Below are 24,790 nucleotides of genomic sequence, written 5' to 3'. Positions count from 1 at the left end.
CGCTGTCGCAAAAGCGCGGAAAATCAGACGCTCACAGCCAGACTTCAGCACACCAGGGCGGCATGTTATGCTGCCAGTACGATTCAGACCTGCCTGCCGGACCCAATAATCATGAAAACACGCGTGCCACACCTGGCGCACTGGGGCGCATTTACAGCCGTCACCGAAAACGACCGCCTGATTGGCTGCGAACCCTTCTTTGCTGATGCCGACCCATCGCCGATGCTCAATACCATCCCTGAGCTGGTCTATTCGGATAAGCGTATTCGCCAGCCGATGGTGCGCCGTTCGTGGTTGAAGTCGCGCGAAAACAGCGATCGCACCCTGCGTGGACGCGAAGATTTCGTCGCCGTGGATTGGGATACTGCGCTGGATCTGGTGGCAGAAGAGAACCGCCGCGTGCGCGATCGCTACGGCGCATCAGGCATTTTTAACGGCTCTTATGGCTGGTCTTCGGCGGGACGCGTTAACCATGCGCGTACCCTGATCCGTCGTTTCTATTTTCAGGGCGGCGGCGGGGTGGATCAGCAGGGCAACTACAGCTGGGGCGCGGCACAATTCTTCCTGCCGTATGTGATTGGCACCTATATGCCGCTCACTGGCCGCGTCACAGACTGGCCGAGTGTGGTGGAACATGCCGACATCTTTATCGCCTTCGGTGGACTGGCGCTGAAAAATGGCCAGGTAGCGTCGGGCGGTGCCGGACAGCACAGCCTGAAACCGGCGCTGGAGCAGCTCACGGCGAAGGGCACGCCGATCATCAACATCAGCCCGATGCGCGATGACTGCCCGGCGTTCGTGAATGCCGAGTGGATTCCGATTCGACCGAATACCGATGTGGCGCTGATGCTGGCACTTGGCTTCGAAATCACCCGTCGCCACGCGCTGGATGAAAGCTTCCTCGCCAGCCACTGCACCGGCTGGCCGCAGCTACGTGAATATCTGCTGGGCGAAAGCGATGGCATCGCCAAAACGCCGGAGTGGGCGAGTGCCATCACTGGCATTCCGGCGGCGCGTATCGCGTTACTGGCACAGCAGCTGATTGGCAAACGCAGCTTTATCACCTGTTCTTACTCGGTACAGCGTGCCCATCGCGGTGAGCAGCCGTACTGGATGATGATTGCGCTCTCTTCGATGCTCGGTCAGCCGGGCTTGCCAGGCGGCGGCTTCTCGTTTGGTCACGGGTCGATGAACAGCGTCGGCAACCCGCGTCAGGAAGGGCCCGCGCCGATGATGAGCACCGGACCGAATCCCGGCAACTTCTCGATTCCGGTCGCGCGCATCAGCGACATGCTGCTCAATCCCGGTCAGCCCTACAACTTCCAGGGCGAAACCCTGAATTATCCCGATATCCATCTGGTGCACTGGGCGGGTGGTAATCCGTTCCACCACCATCAGCAGCTCAACCGCTTAGTCGAAGGCTGGCAGCGCCCGAATACCGTGATCGTGCAGGATATCGTCTGGACGCCCGCGGCGCAGATGGCGGATATCGTGTTGCCCGCCACCACCACGCTGGAGCGCAACGACATCGGCGGATCTTCACGCGATCGCTTTGTGTTTGCGATGCATCAGGCGGTGAAACCGCAGCATCAGGCGCGTAACGATTTCGATATCTTTGCGGATATCGCCGATCGCCTCGGCTACCGTGAGGTGTTCACCGAAGGGCGCAACGAGATGCAGTGGATTGAGCACCTGTATCAGCAGTGTGCGGTGGCGCATGCGCGCAAAGATATCCACTTCCCGGAGTTTGGTGAATTTTGGGAGCGTGGCTTTGTTGAGATCCCGGAAGGCGGCAAGCCATATGTGTTTATGGATGACTTCCGCGCTAACCCGATCGCGCATCCGATCCAGACTGCCAGCGGCAAAATCGAGCTGTTCTGTCAGACCATCGCCGATTATCAGCTGGAGGATTTTGCCGGACACCCCGAGTGGCGCGAGCCGCAGGAGTGGCTGGGCGCGCCGCTGAGCGAGGCGTTCCCGCTGCATATGATCTCAATTCAGCCCTCCGATCGACTGCACAGCCAGATGGACGCCACCGCCACGGTGCAGGCAAATAAAACCGCCGGACGCGAAACCTTATATATGCATCCACAGGACGCTGAGGCTCGCCAAATCGTCGATGGCGATGAGATTGAAGTCAGTAACGCACGTGGCCGCATGTTGGCCGGTGTGCGTCTTACTGATGGCTTAACACCCGGCGTAGTGATCATCGCCACCGGTGCCTGGTTCGATCCCGGATTCGGCCGCGCCTGGCAGCCGTGGGATCGCGCAGGCAACCCCAATGTGCTGACGCTGGACATCGGCACCTCATCATTAACCCAGGGCCCTAACGCCATGAGTTGCCTGGTAGAAATCAAAAAACACCTGATGTGAATGGGGCGCTAACAATCTCACTGCTGGTTACATTTTGCGGGTAACTGTTGCGTTTGAGAGATGGTTTCCCATCGTGCCACCTTGCTACAGTCAGGGTCCCAGAGGTATTGATGGGTGAACATCAAAAAGTTTTCTTGATTACACCGACCTGCGCAGATGCGCAGGTTTTTTTTGCCCGCACGTTTCGCTAACGAACTGATACACAGTTTTCCTGTCATCGCGTCGTACCTTTCTTTATAACTGCAGTTAATAAGCCTGGATAACTCCTCTACCGCAGCGGAATGCTATGCCCCCGATTAAAAAATTTCTGGGAAAAGACCAGATTAAAGCCCCGTTTAACCCTTTTCGTTTTCGCCTGATTTGTCTGGGTGTGTTGAGCTGCATGGTGTTGTTGCTGATCTTCGTTGGCGACCTGCAACTGATTAAGCATCCGATGCTGGAACATGAGGCCGATCAGCGTTCGCTGCGTACCGTCACGCTGCCAACCAACCGTGGCACGTTACTCGATCGTGACGGCCAGGCCCTGGCGCTCAGCGTACCGGCGCGCGATATCATTGCGGACCCAATGCGCGTGCTGGAAGCCAATCCCGACTTTACTAACGCGAAATGGACTTATCTCGCTTCGGCGCTGAATATGCGCCCGGAAGATCTGCGCGCGCAGATCACTGCCAATCCGAAGAAACGCTTCCTCTACCTTGGGCGCAAAATCGAGCTGGGCATCGCCAAAGACATTGCTGAACTGCACCTCAAGGGCGTGAGTTCGGTGTACAACGACAGCCGCTTCTACCCCATGAGTGAAGCCGCTGCGCCGTTGATCGGCATTGTGGGTGCGGACAGCAATGGTCTGAACGGGCTGGAAAAAGGTTTTGATCATGTGCTGCAAGGCGAGCCGGGCAAAGAGGTTTACCGCCAGGACAAAGAGGGCAACATCGTAGCGATGCTGGATTACGATCCGCCGAAGCAGCCGCCAACGGTCCAGTTAAGTATCGATAAATTCGATCAATTCACGCTCTACAGTAAGCTGCGTGATGGCGTGCTGCTGAATAAAGCGGATTCCGGTGCGGCAGTTCTGATCAAGATCGATACCGGTGAAATTTTGGCGATGGCGTCTTATCCCTCGTTCAACCCGAACAATTATGAAAACGCCACGCCCGCCCAGATGCGTAACACGGCGATCAATGACAGCTACGAACCCGGCTCAACCGTTAAACCGCTGGTGGTACTGGAAGGATTGGAGCGTCATTTGATCCGCCCCGACTCGGTGCTGGATACCTCGCCTTATACGGTTAATGGTCATTTGATTCGCGACGTGGGTCACTGGCCGCGCCTGACCGTCACCGGCATCCTGCAAAAATCGAGTGATACCGGTGCTTCACACATTGCGTTAGCCATGCCCGCCGATGCGCTGGTGAAAACCTATCAGGCTTTTGGCCTCGGCAAACCGACCGGACTGGGTCTGACCGGTGAAAGCGTGGGGTATTTCCCGCTGCACCGTCAACGCTGGGCGGATATTGAACGTGCGACGTTTGCCTTTGGCTATGGTTTGCGTGTCACGCCGCTGCAGATCGCCCGTGAATACGCCACATTGGGCAGCTTCGGTGTTTACCGTCCGCTCTCCATCACCAAAGTGACACCGCCGGTGGTGGGCACCCAGGTGGCGAATCCGGTGACGGCTGAAACCGTGGTCCATATGATGGAGAGTGACGTACTGCCGGGGGGATCTGGCTTGCGTGCCAACGTGCCGGGCTACCGTCTGGCCACCAAAACCGGTACCGCTGAAAAGATGGGGCCAACCGGCAAATATGATGGCGGCTATGTGAACTACACCGCCGGTGTTGCGCCTGCCAGCCACCCGGAAGTGGCGCTGGTGGTGCTGGTTAACCATCCCACCGCGGGCGACCACTTCGGGGGTACGGTGGCGGCACCGATATTCGGTAATATCATGGGGCCAGTGCTGAAGCATATGAACATCGCGCCGGACGCCATTTACACGAAGCCACCTTCGGATAAATCTTAGTAAAATCAGGATGTAACTGTGCAGTCGTGCTTTTCACACCTCGTTGCATTTCGCCGAACTCGGTTGCGATTTGCGGCTGTTTTCTCGCCGGGCTTTCGGCGAGGATAAAAGTCCCAGAGGTATTGATTGGTGTGAAGATCGGCTGCTGCGGCAGCGATACCTGTTCTCAGGTATTCACCCTGTTCGGTTGCACCGACCCACGCAGATGCGTGGGTTTTTTTTGCCTGAAATTCAACACTCAGCGAACTCGCTCACACCTCTTGTCTGAGTCTTAACACTTCCCCGCCAACATAAAAATATCTTGCCGTGTAACCTGTATGTAACGCACCGCGATGCCGCATTCCATTTCGGTTCGCCAGCCCCTTGCCGTGTTGGTAGCGCGGCTTTGGGGCGTTTTTTATTGTCATCCGTTGAGGTTTGTCCCGATGCCAAAAACCAAAGACCGAACGCCAAAAGGCGAGGGCCGCTCCTCGGCATTTCAGTTGCGTATTCATCCGGAACTGCACGATCAACTGCGTGAAGTGACCGAGGATGAAAACATCACCTTATCCTGCTGGTTGAAAGATCTGGCGCGTCGCGAACTGCGTCGCCGGGGAATCGAACCGAAAGGATAATCCTGTCGCCATAAAGGGCGACCCTGCGTTTTTGTAGGGTGCGCATTGATGTGCACCATCGATAAAAACCCGCAAAAAGCTAAATTTCACAGCCATTTATGGCACGAAAGGTTTACCATTTTCCTTTGGAAAATATATTTTACGCAACCTTAACAACCGCCGCATAACTCCCTCCCTACAATGATTTTTTGAGTGTCATCACATCCGTGACTATCCCTCCTTCTATCCAGAGAAAAATTATGCGCCTGAAACTTCTTTCTGCCAGCGTGGTGTTTTTACTGGCAGCCTGTGACCAGGGTGGAGCCAAGCCCGCTGCATCCGCCACACCCCAGGTGGGTGTCATCGCCCTAAAATCTGAGCCCGTTACGCTGGTGACGCAGTTGCCCGGCCGCACCACGGCAGTACGTACCGCGCAGGTGCGTCCGCAGGTCAGCGGCGTGATCGAGAAAATTCTGTTTACCGAGGGTGGCGAAGTGAAAGCCGGCCAGCCGCTGTATCAGATTGATCCGGCGACATATAAAGCCGCTTATGATAAAGCCATGGCCACCTGGCAAAACGATGCGATGGTAGCGAAGCGCTATCAGCCGCTGGCATCCGCGCATGCCATCAGCCAGCAAACCTATGACGATGCTGTGGCCGCAGAACGTGAAGCGCAAGCCGATGTGGAAACCGCTAAGGTCAATCTGGATTACACGCTGGTGAAGGCGCCGATCTCAGGCCATATCAGCCGCTCAATCTATACCGCCGGTGCGTTGGTGACCAACGGCCAGACCGACTATCTCGCCACCATTACCCAGCTTGATCCGATCTATGTCGATGTCAGTGAATCCTCCACCGATCTGCTGCGCCTGCGCCGTGCGCTGGCCGACGGCAAGATCGCCAAAGTGGATGACAACACCGCTGCGGTCGGGCTCTCTCTGGAAGACAACAGCCAGTATGGCCAGCAGGGCAAGCTGGCGTTCTCGGAAGTGAACGTCGATACCGCCACCGGCACCGTGGTGCTGCGAGCGGTGTTCCCAAATCCTCATGACGAACTGCTGCCGGGCATGTATGTGCACGCCAGCTTCCCGCAGGGCATTCAGCAGCAGGGGATTCTGGTGCCGCAGGAGTCGATCATGCATGACTCAAAAGGCCAGCCGTATGTCTATGTGGTGAAAACTGACAACACCATTGAGCAGCGCAGTATTCAAACCGGCGAGATGATCAAAGGCGAGTGGCTGGTGACCTCCGGCTTGAGCGAAGGTGAAAACGTGGTGGTGAACAATCTGCAAAGCGTGCGCAATGGGGCGAAAGTCACCACCACCGCCGCGAATACCCATGACACGCCATCCGCGAGCGCGGTCAGTCTGTCGATGACTGATGCAGCGGCGCAATAGGGGGCGGCATGTCGAAGTTTTTTATTGAACGTCCCATCTTTGCATGGGTTATCGCGATTATCGTGATGCTGGTCGGCGGGATTGCCGCTATCAGCTTGCCCGTTAATCAGTATCCCAATATCTCGCCACCGGCGGTGTCGATCTCAGTCACCTATCCGGGTGCCAGCGCTGAAACCACTCAGAACACCGTGGTGCAGGTGATTGAGCAACAGCTGAACGGCCTGGATGGTTTGCGCTATCTGGAGTCGAGCAGCGCCTCGGACGGCAGTGCGCAGATCATCGCCACCTTTAACCAGGGCATCAATCCGGATATTGCTCAGGTGCAGGTGCAGGACCGCGTGTCGCTGGCGGAGTCGCAATTACCGACCGATGTGACGCAACAAGGTATCCGCATCCGTAAGTACCAGAAGAACTTCATGATGGTCATCGGGCTGATCTCCAAGGACGGCAAGCTGACCAACGGCGATCTGGCCGACATGCTGGTGTCGAAACTGGAAGACCCGATTTCCCGTACGCCGGGCGTTGGTGACTTTATGGTGCTGGGTTCGGAATACGCGATGCGCATCTGGCTCGATCCCGCCAAATTGTATAAGTACAACCTGATGCCGAGCGATGTCACTACCGCCATCGATAATCAAAACGTGCAGGTGTCATCCGGTTCACTCGGGGGGTTACCGACTATTCAGGGCGCAAAAACTCAGGCTACGGTGCTGGGGAAAACGCGTTTCACCACCGTGCAGCAGTTTGAGAATGTGCTGCTCAAGGTGAACAGCGACGGCTCCCAGATCCGCCTGAAAGACATCGCCAGCGTGGCGCTCGGTCCGCAGAGCTATGGCATTGACGCCACCATGAATGGTCAACCGGCGGCAGGTATCGCGCTGCGTCTGGCCACCGGCGCTAACGAACTGGATACCGCCAAAGCGGTGCGCCAGACCATTGCCGATCTCAAAGATTCGCTGCCGGATAACGTCGAAATTCAGTATCCGTATGACACCTCACCGGTGGTCAGTGCTTCGATTGAAGAAGTGGTAAAAACGCTGATTGAAGCGGTAGTGCTGGTGTTCTTTGTGATGCTGATCTTCCTGCAAAACCTGCGCGCCACGTTGATTACCACGCTGGTGGTGCCGGTGGTGCTGCTCGGGACGTTCGGCATCCTGTCGGCCTTCGGTTACAGCATCAATACCCTGACGATGTTCGGGATGGTGCTGGCGATAGGGCTATTGGTGGATGACGCCATTGTGGTGGTGGAGAACGTCGAGCGTGTGATGCATGAAGAGCACCTCGATCCGAAAACTGCCACCATCAAGTCGATGCAGCAAATTCAGGGCGCACTGTTTGGTATCGCGCTGGTGCTGTCGGCGGTGTTGCTGCCGATGGCGTTTTTCTCCGGCTCGACCGGGGTGATTTACCGCCAGTTTTCGATCACCATCGTTTCGGCGATGGCGCTGTCAGTGATCATGGCGCTGATTTTCACCCCTGCGCTGTGCGCCACCCTGCTCAAACCTGCCGCAGCGGAGCACAAGACCACCGGTTTTGCCGGTTGGTTTAACCGTAAGTTTGATAGCGGTGCGATGCACTACACGCGCGGCGTCAGCAAAGTCATTTCCCGTCGCGGCCTGTTCCTGGTGATCTACCTGGTGATCGTCGGCGTGACGGGCTTTTTGTTCACGCGTGTCCCGACCACTTTCCTGCCCGCAGAAGATCAGGGCTTGATGATGGTGCAGATGACGCTGCCGGTTAACTCCTCATCACAGCGTACCCAGCAGGTGATCAACGACCTGAATGCCTATCTGCAGAAGAACGAAGCCTCAGTGGTCACCACTACCTTTGGCGTGGCGGGCTTTAACTTTGCCGGTCGCGGCCAGAGTAACGCTATGGCCTTTGTGCGTCTGAAGGATTGGGGAGATCGTACCCACAGCGGACAGAGCGTGCAGGATCTGGCGAACCGGGTGATGGCGCACTTTGCTAACTACCAAAACGCCAAAATTTTCGCCATGGTGCCGCCAGCGGTGATGGAGTTGGGTAACGCCACCGGTTTTGACCTCTATCTGCAAGACACAGGCGCGCACACCCATCAGCAGATGATGGCTGCTACGCACCAGTTAATCGATCTGGCCAACAAAGATCCGCATCTGGCGCAGGTGCGCATGAACGGACTGGAGGATGAGCCGCAGTATCAGCTGGAGATCAATGACGAGAAGGCCAGCGCTTTGGGCCTGAGCATGACCGACATTAACAACACGCTGTCGGTGGCGTGGGGTTCCAGCTATATCGATCAGTTTATGTATAACGGCCGTGTGAAAGAGGTGTACCTGATGGGGAAAGCCGATTCACGCGTCACGCCGTCCGATCTCGATAAGTGGTACTTCCGTAACACCAGCGGCACCATGGTGCCATTCTCCGCCTTCGCCTCCGGCAAGTGGGTTTACGGCTCGCCACACTTCGAACGCTTCAACGGCCTGACTTCCGAAGAGATCCTCGGATCACCAGCGGCAGGGCAGAGTACCGGTGAAGCGATGAAAGCGGTGGAACAGCTGGCGAAGCAGTTGCCGAAAGGCTTCCGCGTGCAGTGGTACGGCATTTCCTATGAAGAGCAGGCGTCCGGCAACCAGACCACCCAGCTGTATCTGATCTCGATTCTGGTGGTGTTCCTGTGTCTGGCGGCGCTGTATGAGAGCTGGTCAATTCCGTTCTCGGTGATCATGGTGGTGCCGCTCGGCATCCTCGGCACTATCAGCGCGGTATTGCTGCGTGGCCTGCAGAACGATGTGTTCTTCCAGGTGGGCTTACTCACCACGGTCGGGCTGGCGGCGAAAAACGCCATCCTGATCGTCGAGTTCGCCAAAGAGCTGCACGAGCGTGAAGGCAAAACGCTGGTCGAGGCGGCGGTGGAAGCGGCGAGGCTGCGTATCCGCCCGATTATCATGACCTCGATGGCGTTTATCCTCGGCGTGCTGCCGCTCACCATCTCCAACGGCGCAGGTGCGGGTAGCCAGCACTCGATTGGTACGGCGGTGGCGGGCGGTATGATCACCGCCACCTTCCTCGCCATCTTCTTCGTCCCGATGTTCTATGTGGTGGTGTCGCAGTTTTTCGCGCGGAAGAAGAAAAGCGCGATAGTCGCCGAAGAGAAACCGTAAGCCGCTGATAGGTCGCCATAAATGGCGACCCTACATGTAGGGGGCGCATTTATGCGCACCTTGCCGATTACCGCAGAGAATAAACATGAACACTAAAACTTTCCGTGTGGCGCTGCTGCCGCTGGCCATGGTGCTGGCAGGTTGTACGCTGGCGCCGCACTATCAGCGCCCCGCGATGCCGGTGGACGCAAAATACGATCAGCCCACGCCAGTGGGCAACGTGGCCGATCTGCCGTGGCAGAACTTCTTTAGCGACGCCACGATGCGCAACCTGATTCAGCTGTCGCTCGATAATAACCGCGACCTGCGCGTTGCGGCATTGAATGTGCAGGAAGCGCAGCAGAGCGTCACGGTGCAGCGCGCCGCGTTAATGCCGTCGATTAACGCCACCGCCAGCCAGACCTCGGCGCATGAGCCGGCCAATCTCTACAACACCAAAACCACTGGTGCGGTGACCTATCACGAGCTCAACGCCGGACTGGGCGTCACCTCGTGGGAGCTGGATTTCTTTGGTCGCTTACAGAGCCTGCGTGATGAGGCACAGGAGACCTACCTGTCCACGGCGGCTACTGAACGCGCCACGCGCATCTCGCTGATTTCGGAAGTGGCAACCGCCTGGCTGACCTTGAGTTCGGATAACGATCTGCTGCACCTGGCGCAAAACACGGCTAAGAGCCAGCAGGAATCTTACCGTCTGACGCAGCTCAGTTATAACGGTGGCGCCAGCAGCGATCAGGATCTGGCACAGGCAGAGAGCACGGTACGTGCCGCTCAGGCGGATGTGGCGAGCTATACGCGTCAGGTACGTCAGGATGTGGATGCGCTGCGGCTGCTGGTGGGCACCGATCTGCCCGCCACCTTGCTGTCTCACGCCACGCTGGATGCTAACTGGCAGTTCCCGGCCACGCCGGCGGGCTTGCCGTCAGATCTGCTGACGCGCCGTCCGGATATCATGGCGGCGGAACATACGCTGAAAGCGGCGAATGCCAATATTGGCGCAGCGCGTGCGGCGTTCTTCCCGAGCATCACGCTGACGGCTTCCGGCGGATCGACCAGCAGCTCGCTCGGCAGTTTGCTTGGCGGCGGCACCGGTGCCTGGTCGTTCGTACCATCGATAAATCTGCCGATCTTTGACGGTGGCAAAAACGAGGCTAATCTCAACATCGCGCATATCGAGAAACGCATTGAAATTGCTGACTATGAGAAAGCGATTCAAACCGCGTTCAAAGAGGTGAATGATGCGCTGGCCGGTCAGGATACCTGGCAGGATCAGCTGACAGCGCTGCAACAGGAGGTCGGTGCCAATCAGCGCGATTACGACTATTCCGAAATGCGCTTTAAGCAAGGCGTAGACAATTATCTCAATGTATTAGTGGCCCAGCGATCGCTTTACAGTTCGCAGCAGTCGCTGATCAGTGCGCATCTGGGCCAGTTGAGCGAAAAAATCACCTTGTATAAAGCCTTAGGAGGCGGTTGGAAGGCCTGATTGCCTTAACGTTACCCTTACGGTTTCTCCATGGAAATTCCATGGCACTTCAGCTGATAATACAAGCAGTGATGATTTCCTTTGAAATAATCCCCTGCCATTGCAGGGGATTTTCCTTTTTCCTGTTTATCTGAAGAGTCCGATGACAATTAATTCTCCTCGCAGATCGCGTTTCCACTGGCTGAAATGGCTACTCATTTTACTTGTCGTATTGATTGTGGCTGGCGTGATTTGGCGCGTGGTGGGCGGACATAGCGGGGCGCCGGGTGGCATGCCGCCAGGTGGAGGAAAGGGCGGTCATCGCGGTGGCGCAGGTGGACCTCCGGGCATGGCGATGGCGGGCGGCAGTGCCACGCTGGTGCACAGCGGCATAGCTTCAACAGCCAATGTGCCAGTGTATCTCAATGCGCTGGGCACGGTGATCCCCAATGCCAGTGTTACCGTCACCAGCCGCGTAGCGGGCCAACTGGAAAAAGTGTTCTTTACCGAAGGGCAAAAAGTGGCAGCCGGTCAGCTGCTGGCGCAGATCGATCCGCGCAGCTATCAGGCCACGCTGGCGCAGTATCAGGGCGATCTCAATCAGAACCAGGCGTTGCTGAAAAGCGCCGAACTGACGCTGGCTCGCTACAAAAAGCTGGCGGCGCAGGACTCGCTGTCACGCCAGGATCTCGACACGCAAACCGCCACCGTTGGGCAGTATAAAGGCGCCGTGGCGGCCGATCAGGCGCAGATCGCCAGCGCGAAGCTGGACATTGAGTACGCGCGCATCACTTCGCCAGTCAGCGGTCGTGTCGGCCTGCGTCTGGTCGATCCGGGCAACATGGTGCAAACCACCGATACCACCGGCATTGTGGTGGTGACGCAAATGCAGCCTGCTGCTGTCACCTTCAGCGTGCCGCAGAGCAACATCTCACAGCTGACGAAAGCGCTGCATAGCGGGGAAAGTCTGCCCGCGGTAGCGTTCGATCAGGACAACAGCACCCAACTGGCTCAGGGTAAGGTGCAGTTCATCAGCAACCAGATCGATACCACTACCGGCACCATCGAGCTGAAAGCTACCTTCCCGAATGAAGATGAATCACTGTTTGCCAATCAGTTTGTGAATCTGCGTTTGCAAACTAACATCCTGAATAACGCCACGGTGATCCCGGCGCAGGCGCTGCAACTCAGCAGCGACGGCAGCTTTGTGTTTGTGATCAATAAAGACAATACGGTGACGCGCAAAGCCGTGACCACCGGCCCGGCGTTTGGTGAAGATCAGCAGTCGATCCTGAAAGGCGTCGAGCCGGGCGAGCGTCTGGTCACCGAAGGCATCGATCGTCTGACCAACGGCAGTAAAGTCTCTCTGGCCGATGACAGCAAAACTGCCACAGCGGCCAAAAAATGAATCCGTCTCGTCTGTTTATCCAGCGTCCCGTCGCCACCATCCTGCTGATGGTCGGCGTGCTGATTTCCGGGATCTTTGCCTACAAGTTCCTTTCCACCTCGGCGCTGCCGCAGGTGGATTACCCGACCATTCAGGTCACCACCCTGTATCCCGGCGCCAGTCCGGATGTAATGGCGTCGTCAGTGACCTCACCGCTGGAGCGCCAGCTGGGGCAGATGGCCGGTTTGAGCCAGATGACCTCCACCAGCTCCGGTGGCTCGTCGATCATCACGCTGAAGTTCAGCCTCGATCTGTCGCTGGATGTCGCCGAGCAGGAAGTGCAGGCGGCGATCAACGCGGCAAACAACCTGCTGCCGAGCGATCTGCCGAATCCGCCAACCTATAAAAAGGTCAACCCGGCGGACACGGCGGTGATTACGCTGGCCGCCAGTTCCGACAACCTGCCGCTGACCCAGGTGCAGGATCTGGTGAACACCCGTGTGGCGCTGAAGCTGTCGCAGATCAACGGTGTCGGTATGGTGACGCTGGCGGGCGGTCATCAGCCTGCTATCCGCGTGCAGATGGACCCGAAAGCGCTGGCGGCACACAAGCTGTCGCTGGAAGACGTGAATACGCTGATCAGCAACAACAACGTGAATGGCTCTAAAGGTGGCTTCGACGGCAAATACCATTCGGTCACCATCGATGCCAACGATCAGCTGCGCACCGCCGATGAGTACGGCAACCTGATCATCACCTATCAGAACGGTGCCGCGCTGCGTCTGAAAGATATCGCGCACATTGAACAGGGTCCGGAAAACAGCTTCCAGTCGGCGTGGGCCAATAATAGCCCGGCGATTGTGATCAGCGTGCAGCGCCAGCCCGGTGCCAACGTGATCCAGGTGGTGGACAGTATCAAAGCGCAGTTGCCGACCCTGCAGGCCGCGCTGCCCGATGGCGTGAAGATGAGCATCTTGTCGGATCGTACCCAAACCATCCGTGCATCCATCAGCGACGTGCAGTTTGAACTGATGCTGTCGGTGGCGCTGGTGGTGATGGTCACCTTCCTGTTCCTGCGCAATGTGGCGGCCACGCTAATCCCGAGCGTGGCGGTGCCGCTGTCGCTGATTGGCACCTTCGGCGTGATGTATCTGGCCGATTTCAGCCTCAATAACCTGTCGCTGATGGCGCTGACCATCGCCACCGGCTTCGTCATCGATGATGCGATTGTGGTGGTGGAGAACATTTCGCGTCGGCTGGAAGAGGGCGAAACGCCGATGCAGGCGGCGCTGAAAGGCTCGCAGCAGATCGGCTTCACCATCATCTCGCTGACCTTCTCGCTGATTGCAGTACTGATTCCACTGCTGTTTATGGGCGATGTCGTGGGGCGCTTGTTCCGCGAATTTGCCATCACGCTGGCGGTGTCGATTCTGGTGTCGATGGTGGTGTCACTGACGCTGACGCCCATGCTGTGCGCCTATCTGTTGCAGCATATCCCGGAAGAGAAGCAGTCGCGCTTCTCGCGTAAGGGCGGACAAATATTCGATAAGTTGGTGCGTGGCTATGACCGTCTTCTGACCGTGGTGCTGAACCATCAGAAGCTGACGCTGCTGGTGGCGCTGGCGACCTTCGCGCTGACGGCGCTGCTGTATATTGCTATCCCGAAAGGCTTCTTCCCGACGCAGGATACCGGTTTGATTCAAGGTATTACCGTGGCGTCGCAGGATGTGTCGTTTAGCGAGATGTCGAAGCGTCAGCAAGCGCTGGCGAAAGTGATTCTTCAGAACCCGTCAGTGGACAGCTTGTCATCCACCATTGGCATCGACGGCAGCAACACCAGCCTCAACAGTGGTCGCATCCAAATCAACCTTAAGTCGTTTGATGAGCGCGATGACAAAGCCGATGTGGTGATCAAGCAGTTGCAGCAGGCGGCGGAGCAGGTAGCGGGTATTCAGCTCTACTTGCAGCCGGCGCAGGATTTGACGGTCAACGATCAGGTCACGCCGAGCCAGTATCAGTTCACGCTTGATGATGCTGACAGTGAAAACCTGGTGAGCTGGACGCCGAAGATGGTGGCCGCCTTGCAGCAACGCCCGGAATTTAACGGTGTGGTGAGTAACCTGCAGGATCAGGGCCGTGTCGCTTACGTTGAACTGAACCGCGACAAAGCCGCGCGTTACGGTATCACCGCCTCGGATGTGGATACGGCGCTGTACAACAGTTTTGGTCAGCGTCTGGTTTCCACCATCTTTACCCAGGCCAACCAGTATCGCGTGGTGCTGGAAGTGGCGCCGCAGTATCAGCAGTCTCCGGCGTCGTTTGATGATGTCTATCTGCCGGTGAGCAGCAGTTCCAGCACCTCAACCAGCAGCAGTTCGGGCACCATATCCAGTAGCTCAGGTAGCAGCTCGACCACCAGCTCGGACAGCGACACCACCACCACGGGCATGGTGAAACTGACCTCGATTGCCACCATTCACCAGCGCACCGGTTCACTGATGCATATGCGTCTGAATCAGTTCCCGGCGGTGATGGTATCGTTCAACCTCAACAGCGGTTACTCGCTGGAGGATGGGCAGAAAGCGATTGCCGAAGTGACGCAGCAGTTGAATCTGCCGTCCAGCATAACGCTGCGCTATCAGGGGGAAACCTCAGCGTTCCAGAGCGCCACCGGCAACACGCTGTGGCTGATTCTGGCGGCGCTGGTCACCATGTATGTGGTGCTGGGCATCCTGTATGAGAGCTTTATTCATCCGGTGACCATTCTCTCGACGCTGCCGTCGGCGGCAGTCGGCGCACTGTTGACGCTGCTGCTGGCGGGCACTGAGTTCAGTTTGATTGCGCTGATCGGGGTGATCCTGCTGATCGGCATCGTGAAGAAGAACGCCATTATGATGATCGACTTCGCACTGGAAGCCGAAAACAAGCAGGGGATGAGCCCGCGTGATGCGATTCATCAGGCTTGTTTACTGCGCTTCCGTCCGATTCTGATGACCACCATGGCGGCGCTGCTCGGTGCGCTGCCGCTGATGCTGGCGTCGGGATCCGGTGCGGAACTGCGTCAGCCGCTCGGTCTGGTGATCGTTGGTGGCTTGATTTTCAGCCAGGTGCTGACGCTGTTCTCCACGCCGGTCATCTACCTGTGGTTCGATGGTATCGCGCAGCGCGGCAAGCGCTATATGCAGCGTAAACAGCAGCAGGCGCGGAGCGAGGAATGAACTTAACCAGGCTATTTATCTTCCGCCCGGTCACCACGTTGTTGTTAACGTTGTCGATCATGCTACTCGGTTTGCTGGGTTATCGGCTGCTGCCGGTGGCCCCGCTGCCGCAGGTGGATTTCCCGACCATCATGGTCAGTGCCAGCTTAGCCGGTGCCAGCCCGGAAACCATGGCGGCCACGGTGGCGACACCGCTGGAGCGCTCGCTCGGGCAGATCGCCGGCGTCACCGAAATGACCTCAACCAGCTCGCAGGGCTCCACCAGCGTCATTTTGCAGTTTGATCTCGACCGCGACATCAACGGGGCGGCGCGTGATGTGCAGGCGGCGATCAATGCCGCGCGCAGTCTGCTGCCGAGCGCCATGGAGTCGCTGCCGACCTATCGCAAAGCTAACCCGTCCGATGCGCCGATTGTGATGCTGGCGCTGACCTCCGCCACGCGCACGCCGGGTGAACTCTACGACCTCGCCGAGAGCAAAATCGAGCAGGCGATGGGGCAGGTTAAAGGTGTCGGTGAAGTGTCGCTGATGGGCAGTGCGCTGCCAGCGGTGCGTATCGATCTGCAACCGCTCAAGCTGGCGCAGTACGGCATCTCGCTGGATAAGGTACGTGAAGCCATCGCCAATAGCACCACCAACAAACCCAAAGGCATTCTGCAGGGCAGTCAGCAATCATGGGTGGTGGACAGCAATGGGCAGTTGGATAAAGCGGCGCAGTATCAGGATCTGATCGTCAGCTATAAAGACGGAAAAGCGGTGCGCCTGCACGATGTCGCCACCGTCTACGATTCGGTGGAAGATCAGTACCAGGCCGGTTTCCTTAACTCGCAGCCGTCGGTGATGGTGGGCATTAAGCGCCAGGCCGGCGCCAATATGCTCGACACCATTGATGCCATCAAAGCGCAGTTGCCGGCGCTGGAAAAAGATCTGCCCGCGGATACCCAACTGAAAGTGGTGGTGGACCGCTCGCCAACGGTGCGTGAATCTCTGTACGACACCGAAGAGACGCTGCTGATCGCCATGTTGCTGGTGATCGCGGTGGTGTTTGTGTTCCTGCGTAACGTGCAGGCGGTGGTGATCCCGGCGCTGGCGCTGCCAGTGTCGTTGATTGGCACCTGTGCGGTGATGTATCTGCTGGGCTATAGCCTCGATAACCTGTCGCTGATGGCGCTGATTATCGCCACGGGATTTGTCGTCGATGATGCCATCGTGGTGCTGGAAAACATCACCCGCCATATCGAAGAGGGCTTAAGTCCGCTGCGCGCGGCGCTGAAAGGCGCGCAGGAAGTGAGTTTCACCGTGCTGTCGATGACCATGTCGCTGATCGCGGTGTTTATCCCGATCCTGTTGATGGGCAGCATTGTCGGGCGTCTGTTCCGCGAGTTTGCGGTGACGCTCACCGTGTCGCTACTGATCTCGATGTTTGTTTCACTCAGCCTGACGCCGATGCTGTGCGCGCGTCTGCTGAAGCCGAAACCGAAAGTCAGTAAGCGGCCTCATCCGCTGTATCAGTTTATCGAAAACCAGCTGAATGGCTTGCTGGCAGCCTATTCGCGTGGGCTAACGTGGGTGATGGCGCACCAGAAGATCACCATGTTCAGCCTGGTGCTGACGGTGCTGCTCAATCTGTTTCTGTTCACCGTGGTGCAGAAAGGCTTCTTCCCCAATCAGGATACTGGCCTGCTGATGGGCGCACTGCGTGCTGACCAAAACATCTCGTTCCAGGCGATGAAGCCGAAGATGCTGGAGTTCACCAAGATCATCCAGTCGGATCCGGCGGTGGACAGCGTGATGTCGTCGATGGGCAGCGGCATGTTTGGCTCGCGTAACAGCGCCAACTTCTTTGTGCGCCTGAAAGATTTCAGTGACCGCGATGCCACAGCCACCGAAGTGGCTAACCGCCTGAGCCTGAAGACCAGCCATATCGCCGGGGCGCAGATGTTCCTGATGGCGGCGCAGGATCTGCATATTGGTGGGCGCAGCGCCAACGCCACCTATCAATACAGTTTGCAGGCGGACGATCTGGATGTGCTGCGCGAGTGGACGCCAAAAGTGCAGGCGGCGCTGGCGGCGATCCCACAACTCAACAGCGTGGACTCTGATTCACAAACCGGCGGCCAGGAAGTGGTGATCAATATCGATCGCGATCGCGCCCAACGGCTCGGCGTCAACGTGCAGATGCTGGATACCATGCTGAATAACGCCTTTAGCCAGCGCCAGGTGGCGACGCTGTATCACACGCTCAATCAGTATCACGTGGTGATGTCATTGCAGGACAGCTATACCCGCGATCCTGAGATCCTCAAAGAGCTGTATGTGATCAACGACAGCGGCGATCGTGTGCCGCTGGCGGCCTTCGCCAGCTTCAAAGGCGGTAATGCGCCGCTGTCGGTGGCGCATCAGGGGCAGTCGGCCACCAGCACTGTCGCCTTTAACCTGAATGATGGCGTGTCGCTGGAGCAGGCACAGGCGCTGATCAAGCAAGCAATGGCGCAGCTCGGCTTGCCGTCCACTATTCAGGCCGGATTTGCCGGTACCGCAGCCGCCTTCGCGCAGCTCACCGCCACCATGCCGTGGCTAATTATTGCCGCGCTGGCAGCGGTGTATATCGTGCTGGGCGTGCTGTACGAGAGTTATATCCATCCCATCACCATTCTCTCCACGCTGCCATCGGCCGGGGTGGGCGCGCTGCTGCTGCTGCTGCTCACCAACACTCAGCTGACGGTGATCGCCCTGATCGGCATCATTTTGCTGATCGGCATCGTGAAGAAGAACGCCATCATGATGATCGACTTTGCGATCCACGCTGAACGCACGCAGGGCATGTCGCCGAAACAGGCGATCACGCAAGCCTGCTTGATGCGTTTCCGTCCGATCATGATGACCACGCTGGCGGCCTTCTTTGGTGCCTTGCCGCTGGCATTAGGCAGCGGCGGCGATGCGGACTTGCGTAGTCCGCTCGGCATCGCGATTGCTGGTGGTTTGGCCCTCAGCCAGTTGTTAACCCTGTTTACCACGCCGGTTGTTTATCTCTGGCTCGATAGTTTAAGCCGCGCCACCAAACGTCAGTGGCAGCGCATGCGTCATGTGGAATCCTGATCGATGAAAAATGTTCTGAAATTTACCCCGATGGTGATGGCACTGGTGCTGGCGGGTTGCGCAGTGGGCCCGGATTATCAGCGCCCGACCATGGCGATGCCGACCCACTTTAAAGAAGCCAAAGGCTGGCAGCAGGCCACGCCGCAGGATGAGCAGAGCAAAGGCGACTGGTGGGCGGTGTATCACGATGCCACGCTGGATAGCCTGTTGCGTCAGGTGAGCATCTCCAACCAAAACGTGGCGAGCTATGCCGCGCAGTACCGTGAAGCACAGGCGCTGACCTCGCAGTCACGCGCGGCATTGTTCCCGTCAGTGAGCTACGACGCCAGCAGCACGCGCAGCGGCAGTCGCGCCAGTACCACTGGCCAGCGTAGCGTCAGCAATGCGCATGCCGCCGATCTCAGCGCCAGCTGGGAGCTGGATTTGTGGGGCAAACTGCGCCGCACGCTGGAGGAGAACAAGGCCAGTGCGCAGGCGAGTAAAGCCGAGCTGGCGAACATTACGCTAAGTGCCCAATCGGAGCTGGCGCAGGATTACTTCCAGCTGCGCATCCTCGATGAGAAAATTGCCCTGTATCAGCGCAGTATTGATGCCTATCAGCGCTATATGACGGTGATTCAGAACAAGTACTCGGCGGGCAGCGAATCGCGCGCCACGCTGGCACAGGCACAAATGCAGCTGGAGAGTGCACGCGCCTCAGCACAGGATTATCAGTGGCAGCGCGCGCAGTCGGAACACGCGATAGCCTTACTGATGGGCCGTGCACCGGCTGATTTCTCGCTGCCAGTGGCGAAGCTGGATGCCACGTTACCCGCGATTCCCAACAGTCTGCCTTCTGCGTTGCTGCAACGCCGTCCGGATATCGCTTATGCCGAACGTAACGTGGCATCGGCCAATGCGGCGGTGGGCGTAGCGATTGCCGGTTACTATCCCGATCTGACGTTAAGCGCCACGGGCGGCGTGAGTTCATCGGCCATCAACAGCCTGTTCTCACTGCCGAATCGCGTCTGGTCATTAGGGCCGGAGCTGAGCGGCACGCTGCTGGACTTCGGTGCCACCTCAGCCAAAGTGGAGCAGGCCCGCGCCGCCTATGACGCCAGCGTGGCCGATTATCGCCAGTCGGTGCTGACGGCGATGGGTGAAGTGGAAGATTATCTGGTACAGCTGAATACGCTGAAGGGCGAGATTGCTTCACAGCAGCTGGCGACCAGCGCCGCGCAGGAGTCAGCGCGGGTGACGCGTAACCAGTATGACGCCGGAATGATTGATTATCTCGATGTGGCGACCACGGAAAACAGCAGCCTGAGCGAGCAACAAAGCTTGCTGTCATTGCAAAGCACCCAGTGGCTGAGCAGCGTTGAGTTGATTGCGGCGCTGGGTGGGGGCTGGCAGGGGTGATGTTTTAAATCTGAGAGGTTGCCATTAATGGCAACCTCACGTTTTTGTAGGGTGCGCATTTATGCGCATCAAGATCCATCACGATAAATCACCGCGCCACTTGTCGAAAATCGCCAGATCCTGCAAGGTAAGCGCCATATTTTACCGCTGCTAAGGAGCTGGCATGCTATTCACTGTTCTGCGTTTCCTGTTTCGCCTGTTATGGCGGGTGGAACTGCGTGGCGATCTCACCGCCCTGCACAAAGAAAAAGTGCTGATCACCCCTAACCACATGTCATTCCTTGATGGCATTTTGGTGGCGCTGTTTCTGCCGATCAAACCGGTGTTCGCTGTATACTCCTCGATCAGCGATCAATGGTATATGCGGCTCCTGAAGCCGATCATCGATTTCGTGCCGCTCGATCCCACCAAACCGATGTCGATCAAACATCTGGTGCGCATGATCAACCAGGGCCGCCCGGTGGTGATCTTCCCTGAAGGGCGTATCACCGTCACCGGATCCTTGATGAAGATCTACAGCGGGGCGGGTTTTGTCGCGGCGAAATCGGGTGCCACCGTGGTTCCGATGCGCATTGAAGGTGCGGAATATACGCCGTTTGGTCGTCTGGCGGGCGTGTTCAAACGCCGCCTGTTCCCGCGCATCACCTTAAGCGTCTTACCGGCTACCGTCATTCCGATGCCGGAGGCGAAACGTGCGCGCGATCGCCGCATTCTGGCGGGTGAGCACTTACATCATGTGATGATGGAAGCGCGCATGGCGGTGCGTCCGCGTGAAACCCTGTTTGAAGCCTTCCTTAATGCGCGCCAGCGTTATGGCATCACCAAACCTTGCATCGAAGACATCAACTTCAAGCCGGACAGCTACACCGGGCTGCTGAAAAAATCACTCGGCGTGGGCCGTATTCTTGAGCGCTACAGCCAGCAGGGCGAATACGTTGGCCTGCTGCTGCCAAATGCCACCGTCACGGCGGCGGCGATCCTTGGTGCGTCACTGCGCGGTCGTATCCCGGCGATGCTTAACTACACCGCGGGTGTCAACGGCATGCGTGCGGCGCTCACCGCTTCGCAGGTCAAAACCGTTTTCACCTCACGCCAGTTCCTGGAAAAGGGCAACCTGTGGCAGTTGCCGCAGGGTTTAACCGAGGTGCAGTGGATCTATCTTGAAGACCTAAAAGATACCGTCACGTTGAAAGACAAACTGTGGATTGTGGCGCACCTGCTGATGCCGAGACGTGCCCAGGTGAAGCAGCAGCCGGAAGATGCCGCGATGGTGCTGTTCACTTCCGGTTCGGAAGGCAATCCGAAAGGTGTGGTGCACTCGCATAAAAGCCTGTTGGCGAACGTCGAGCAGATTCGTACCGTGGCGGATTTCACCCCGCGCGATCGCTTTATGTCGGCGCTGCCGCTGTTCCACGCTTTCGGTCTGACGGTCGGCCTGTTTACGCCGCTGCTGACCGGGGCGCAGATCTTCCTCTATCCGAGCCCGCTGCATTACCGCATTGTGCCGGAACTGGTGTATGACCGTAACTGCACCGTGCTGTTTGGCACCTCGACCTTCCTTGGTAACTACGCGCGCTTTGCCAGCCCGTATGATTTCGCACGTCTGCGTTACGTGGTCGCGGGTGCGGAGAAATTACAGGAAGGCACGCGTCAAATTTACGCCGAGAAGTACGGCATCCGTATTCTTGAAGGCTACGGCGTGACAGAGTGCGCGCCAGTGGTGGCAATCAACGTGCCGATGGCCGCGAAAACTCACACGGTGGGTCGTATTCTGCCGAGCATGGATTCACGTCTGATTTCGGTGCCAGGCATCGAGCAGGGCGGTCGCCTGCAACTGCGTGGTCCGAACGTAATGAACGGCTACCTGCGCGTGGAAAACCCTGGCGTGCTGGAGAAGCCGGTAGCCGATAACGGCGAAGGCGAGATGGAAGCCGGTTGGTACGACACCGGTGATATCGTCAGTTTCGACGAGGGGGGCTTCTGTCAAATTCAGGGCCGTGCCAAACGATTCGCCAAAATCGCCGGTGAGATGGTGTCGCTGGAGATCGTCGAGCAGATCGCGCTGAAAGCTTCGGGCGAGAAGCAGCATGCCGCGTCACTGCGCCCTGACGGTAATCGTGGTGAAGCTTTAGTGTTGTTCACTACTGACAGCGAACTGAGCCGTGACCGGTTGCAAAAAGCCGCTCGCGAAATCGGTGCACCAGAACTGGCGGTGCCGCGTGACATCCGCATGATGAAACAACTGCCGCTGTTGGGTAGCGGTAAACCAGACTACGTCAGCCTGAAACAGCTGGCCGAAGAGGAGCAGGCATGAGTCAGACGGTTAATCCTGATGCACCGTTAATGTCACGCAATATGATGGCGGTGATTGTGGCGCAGTTTTTCTCCGCCTTTGGCGACAATGCACTGCTGTTTGCTACCCTCGCGGTGCTGAAAAACCAGCTCTATCCCGACTGGAGCCAGCCGATTCTGCAGATGATGTTTGTGGCCACTTACATCTTGCTGGCGCCGTTTGTCGGGCAGATGGCCGACAGCTTTGCCAAAGGCCGGGTGATGATGTTTGCTAACAGTTTAAAACTGCTGGGTGCACTGGTTATCTGCTTTGGCTTCAATCCATTCCTCGGCTACACGCTGGTGGGCATAGGCGCGGCATCCTATTCACCGGCCAAGTACGGCATCCTTACTGAAATCACCAGCGGTGAACGACTGGTGAAGGCCAACGGTCTGATGGAGTCCTCTACTATTGCTGCAATCCTGCTGGGTTCAGTGGCGGGCGGCATTCTGGCGGACTGGAATCTGCTGGCGGCTCTCATTGTGTGTGCGCTCACTTACGCGCTGGCGGTGGTGGCGAATATCTTTATTCCTAAGCTGCTGGCGGCGCGACCGGGTCAAAGCTGGCAGTTTGGCGCCATGTTCCGCAGTTTCAAAGATTCCGCTTTGCTGTTGTGGCGTAACGGCGAGACGCGTTTTTCCCTGCTCGGCACCAGCATGTTCTGGGGCGCGGGCGTGACGCTGCGTTTCCTGCTGGTGCTGTGGGTGCCCGTGGCGCTCGGCATCACTGACAATAAAACGCCGACCACGCTGAATGCCATGGTGGCGATCGGCATTGTGATAGGTGCGGCGGCGGCGGCGAAACTGGTGACGCTGCAAACCGTGCGCCGTTGCATGCCAGCGGGTATTTTGATTGGCGTGATGGTGGTGGTGTTCTCCCTGCAAACCAGCTTGCTGAATGCCTATCTGGTGCTGATGGTGTTGGGTGCGCTCGGTGGCTTCTTCGTGGTGCCGCTCAATGCGCTGCTGCAGGAGCGTGGCAAGGATTCGGTGGGCGCGGGTAATGCGATTGCCGTGCAGAACTTTGGTGAAAACATCGCGATGTTGGTGATGTTGGGGCTGTACACCCTTGCCGTCAGATTGGGTGCGCCTGCAGTGGCAACGGGTATCGGGTTCGGTGGGATTTTCGCCGTGGCGATTGCGGTGCTGTGGTGGAAATCGCGCAAGTAACTAAAGCAAAATGCCGTAGCGGCACAATTTATTGCTTATCTGTTAGCGGCCATGCCGCTGCAGAAAAGCGCGATAAATCGCGCCGCTACGGTTAACTGCTTGTTAAGGTGCTGGATACGTGTACTGACGGTGAATCGCTTCCAGTTCTTCTAACACATCGGCATTTAGCGTCAGGTTGAAACTCTCCACGTTTGTCTTCAGCTGTTCCATCGTCGTCGCGCCCAGCAGGGTACTGGCAACAAACGGCTGTTGACGCACGTAAGCCAGTGCCATCTGCGACGGATCCAGATTGTGCTTCTTCGCCAAATCCACGTAAGCGGCAATCGCCTGATTCGACTGCTCACCGCTGTAGCGGGTGAAGCGACTGAACAGCGTGTTACGCGCACCGGCGGGTTTCGCGCCATTCAGATATTTGCCGCTCAGCGTACCAAACGCCAGGCTGGAATAAGCCAGCAGTTCAACGCCTTCGTGCTGGCTAATCTCGGCTAAGCCGACTTCAAAGCTGCGGTTCAGCAGGCTGTACGGGTTCTGAATGGTCACAATACGTGGCAGCTCGTGCTTTTCAGCCAGCTGCAGATAGCGCATCACGCCCCAGGCGGTTTCATTCGAGACGCCGATGTAGCGAATCTTACCTGCACGCACCTGCTCATTCAGCGCTTCCAGCGTCTCCAGCAGCGTCACGTTGGCGGTGGTTTCGCTGTATTGGTAGCCGAGTTTGCCAAAGTAGTTGGTCTGACGCTGCGGCCAGTGCAGCTGATAGAGATCGAGATAATCGGTATTCAGACGCTTCAGGCTGGCATCCAGCGCTTCACGAATGTTTTTGCGATCCAGCGCCTGGTGAGGACGAATCGACGCGTCTGCGCCGCGCACCGGGCCGGCAATTTTGCTGGCCAGAATGATCTTGTCACGGCTGCCGCGCTTTTTGAGCCAGCTGCCAATGTACTGTTCGGTTAATCCCTGGGTTTCCGGGCGCGGTGGCACCGGATACATTTCAGCGGTATCAATCAGGTTGATGCCACTGCTAATCGCGTAATCGAGTTGCGCGTGGGCGTCGGCTTCGCTGTTTTGCTCACCAAACGTCATAGTTCCTAACCCCAGTTGGCTGACTTCCAGCGTACTGTGGGGGATGCGGTGATAATGCATTGCCGGCTTCCTTTTTTCATTATGAAAGGGAATGTTGTGTCCTCTGGGACTATAGCCTGT

13 protein-coding genes are annotated in these 24,790 nt (G+C 57.6%); 12 read left to right on the top strand and 1 reads right to left on the bottom strand.

Annotation, left to right across the window (positions count from 1 at the left end; translation table 11 throughout):
• Positions 1-111 precede the first annotated feature (111 nt).
• The 12 genes from ACXI0A_RS17460 (at position 112) to lplT (ending at position 23,587) form a co-directional block, all read left to right on the top strand.
• Positions 112-2,373 carry a molybdopterin-dependent oxidoreductase gene (locus ACXI0A_RS17460; protein WP_476147491.1) on the top strand — a complete coding sequence of 754 codons (2,262 nt, stop codon included), beginning with the start codon at positions 112-114 and terminating at the stop codon, positions 2,371-2,373.
• Positions 2,374-2,659: 286 nt separating this feature from the next.
• Positions 2,660-4,390, top strand: coding sequence for a penicillin-binding transpeptidase domain-containing protein (locus tag ACXI0A_RS17455; RefSeq protein ID WP_224933443.1), 1,731 nt, complete (start codon positions 2,660-2,662; stop codon positions 4,388-4,390).
• 425 nt (positions 4,391-4,815) lie between these two features.
• Positions 4,816-5,004 carry a hypothetical protein gene (locus tag ACXI0A_RS17450; protein WP_038645063.1) on the top strand — a complete coding sequence of 63 codons (189 nt, stop codon included), beginning with the start codon at positions 4,816-4,818 and terminating at the stop codon, positions 5,002-5,004.
• Between the two features lie 239 nt (positions 5,005-5,243).
• Complete coding sequence (locus ACXI0A_RS17445; RefSeq protein WP_476147492.1) at positions 5,244-6,380, top strand: efflux RND transporter periplasmic adaptor subunit; 1,137 nt, start codon at positions 5,244-5,246, stop codon at positions 6,378-6,380.
• Positions 6,381-6,388: 8 nt separating this feature from the next.
• On the top strand, positions 6,389-9,520 hold the full coding sequence (locus ACXI0A_RS17440) for an efflux RND transporter permease subunit (protein ID WP_476147494.1): 3,132 nt from the start codon (positions 6,389-6,391) through the stop codon (positions 9,518-9,520).
• A gap of 85 nt (positions 9,521-9,605) precedes the next feature.
• Positions 9,606-11,006 carry an efflux transporter outer membrane subunit gene (locus ACXI0A_RS17435; protein ID WP_476147496.1) on the top strand — a complete coding sequence of 467 codons (1,401 nt, stop codon included), beginning with the start codon at positions 9,606-9,608 and terminating at the stop codon, positions 11,004-11,006.
• Between the two features lie 142 nt (positions 11,007-11,148).
• The gene (locus ACXI0A_RS17430) at positions 11,149-12,393 is read left to right on the top strand and encodes an MdtA/MuxA family multidrug efflux RND transporter periplasmic adaptor subunit (RefSeq protein WP_476147497.1); all 1,245 of its coding nucleotides are present in this window, start codon (positions 11,149-11,151) and stop codon (positions 12,391-12,393) included.
• Positions 12,390-15,590 carry an efflux RND transporter permease subunit gene (locus ACXI0A_RS17425; protein ID WP_476147499.1) on the top strand — a complete coding sequence of 1,067 codons (3,201 nt, stop codon included), beginning with the start codon at positions 12,390-12,392 and terminating at the stop codon, positions 15,588-15,590. The genes ACXI0A_RS17430 and ACXI0A_RS17425 overlap by 4 nt, the downstream gene beginning before the upstream one ends.
• A complete protein-coding gene (locus ACXI0A_RS17420) occupies positions 15,587-18,688 on the top strand; it encodes an efflux RND transporter permease subunit (RefSeq protein WP_476147501.1) in 3,102 nt (1,033 codons plus the stop codon). Before ACXI0A_RS17425 ends, ACXI0A_RS17420 begins: the two co-directional genes overlap by 4 nt.
• Before the next feature lie 3 nt (positions 18,689-18,691).
• Complete coding sequence (locus ACXI0A_RS17415; protein ID WP_476147503.1) at positions 18,692-20,086, top strand: efflux transporter outer membrane subunit; 1,395 nt, start codon at positions 18,692-18,694, stop codon at positions 20,084-20,086.
• 163 nt (positions 20,087-20,249) lie between these two features.
• Positions 20,250-22,400: a bifunctional acyl-ACP--phospholipid O-acyltransferase/long-chain-fatty-acid--ACP ligase gene (aas, locus tag ACXI0A_RS17410; protein WP_476147504.1), complete on the top strand. Its 2,151-nt coding sequence runs from the start codon at positions 20,250-20,252 to the stop codon at positions 22,398-22,400.
• Entirely contained in the window at positions 22,397-23,587 is a 1,191-nt protein-coding gene (gene lplT, locus ACXI0A_RS17405) for a lysophospholipid transporter LplT (protein WP_476147506.1), read from the top strand. The genes aas and lplT overlap by 4 nt, the downstream gene beginning before the upstream one ends.
• Positions 23,588-23,689: 102 nt before the next feature.
• Here lplT and ACXI0A_RS17400 read toward each other — a convergent pair whose 3' ends face one another.
• Positions 23,690-24,730: an NADP(H)-dependent aldo-keto reductase gene (locus tag ACXI0A_RS17400; protein ID WP_224933433.1), complete on the bottom strand. Its 1,041-nt coding sequence runs from the start codon at positions 24,728-24,730 to the stop codon at positions 23,690-23,692.
• Positions 24,731-24,790: the final 60 nt, after the last annotated feature.

It is taken from the genome of Pantoea sp. C1E2, assembly GCF_056491465.1.
Note: the sequence above shows the minus strand (reverse complement) of the source record. Positions and strands in the feature narration are given on the sequence as shown.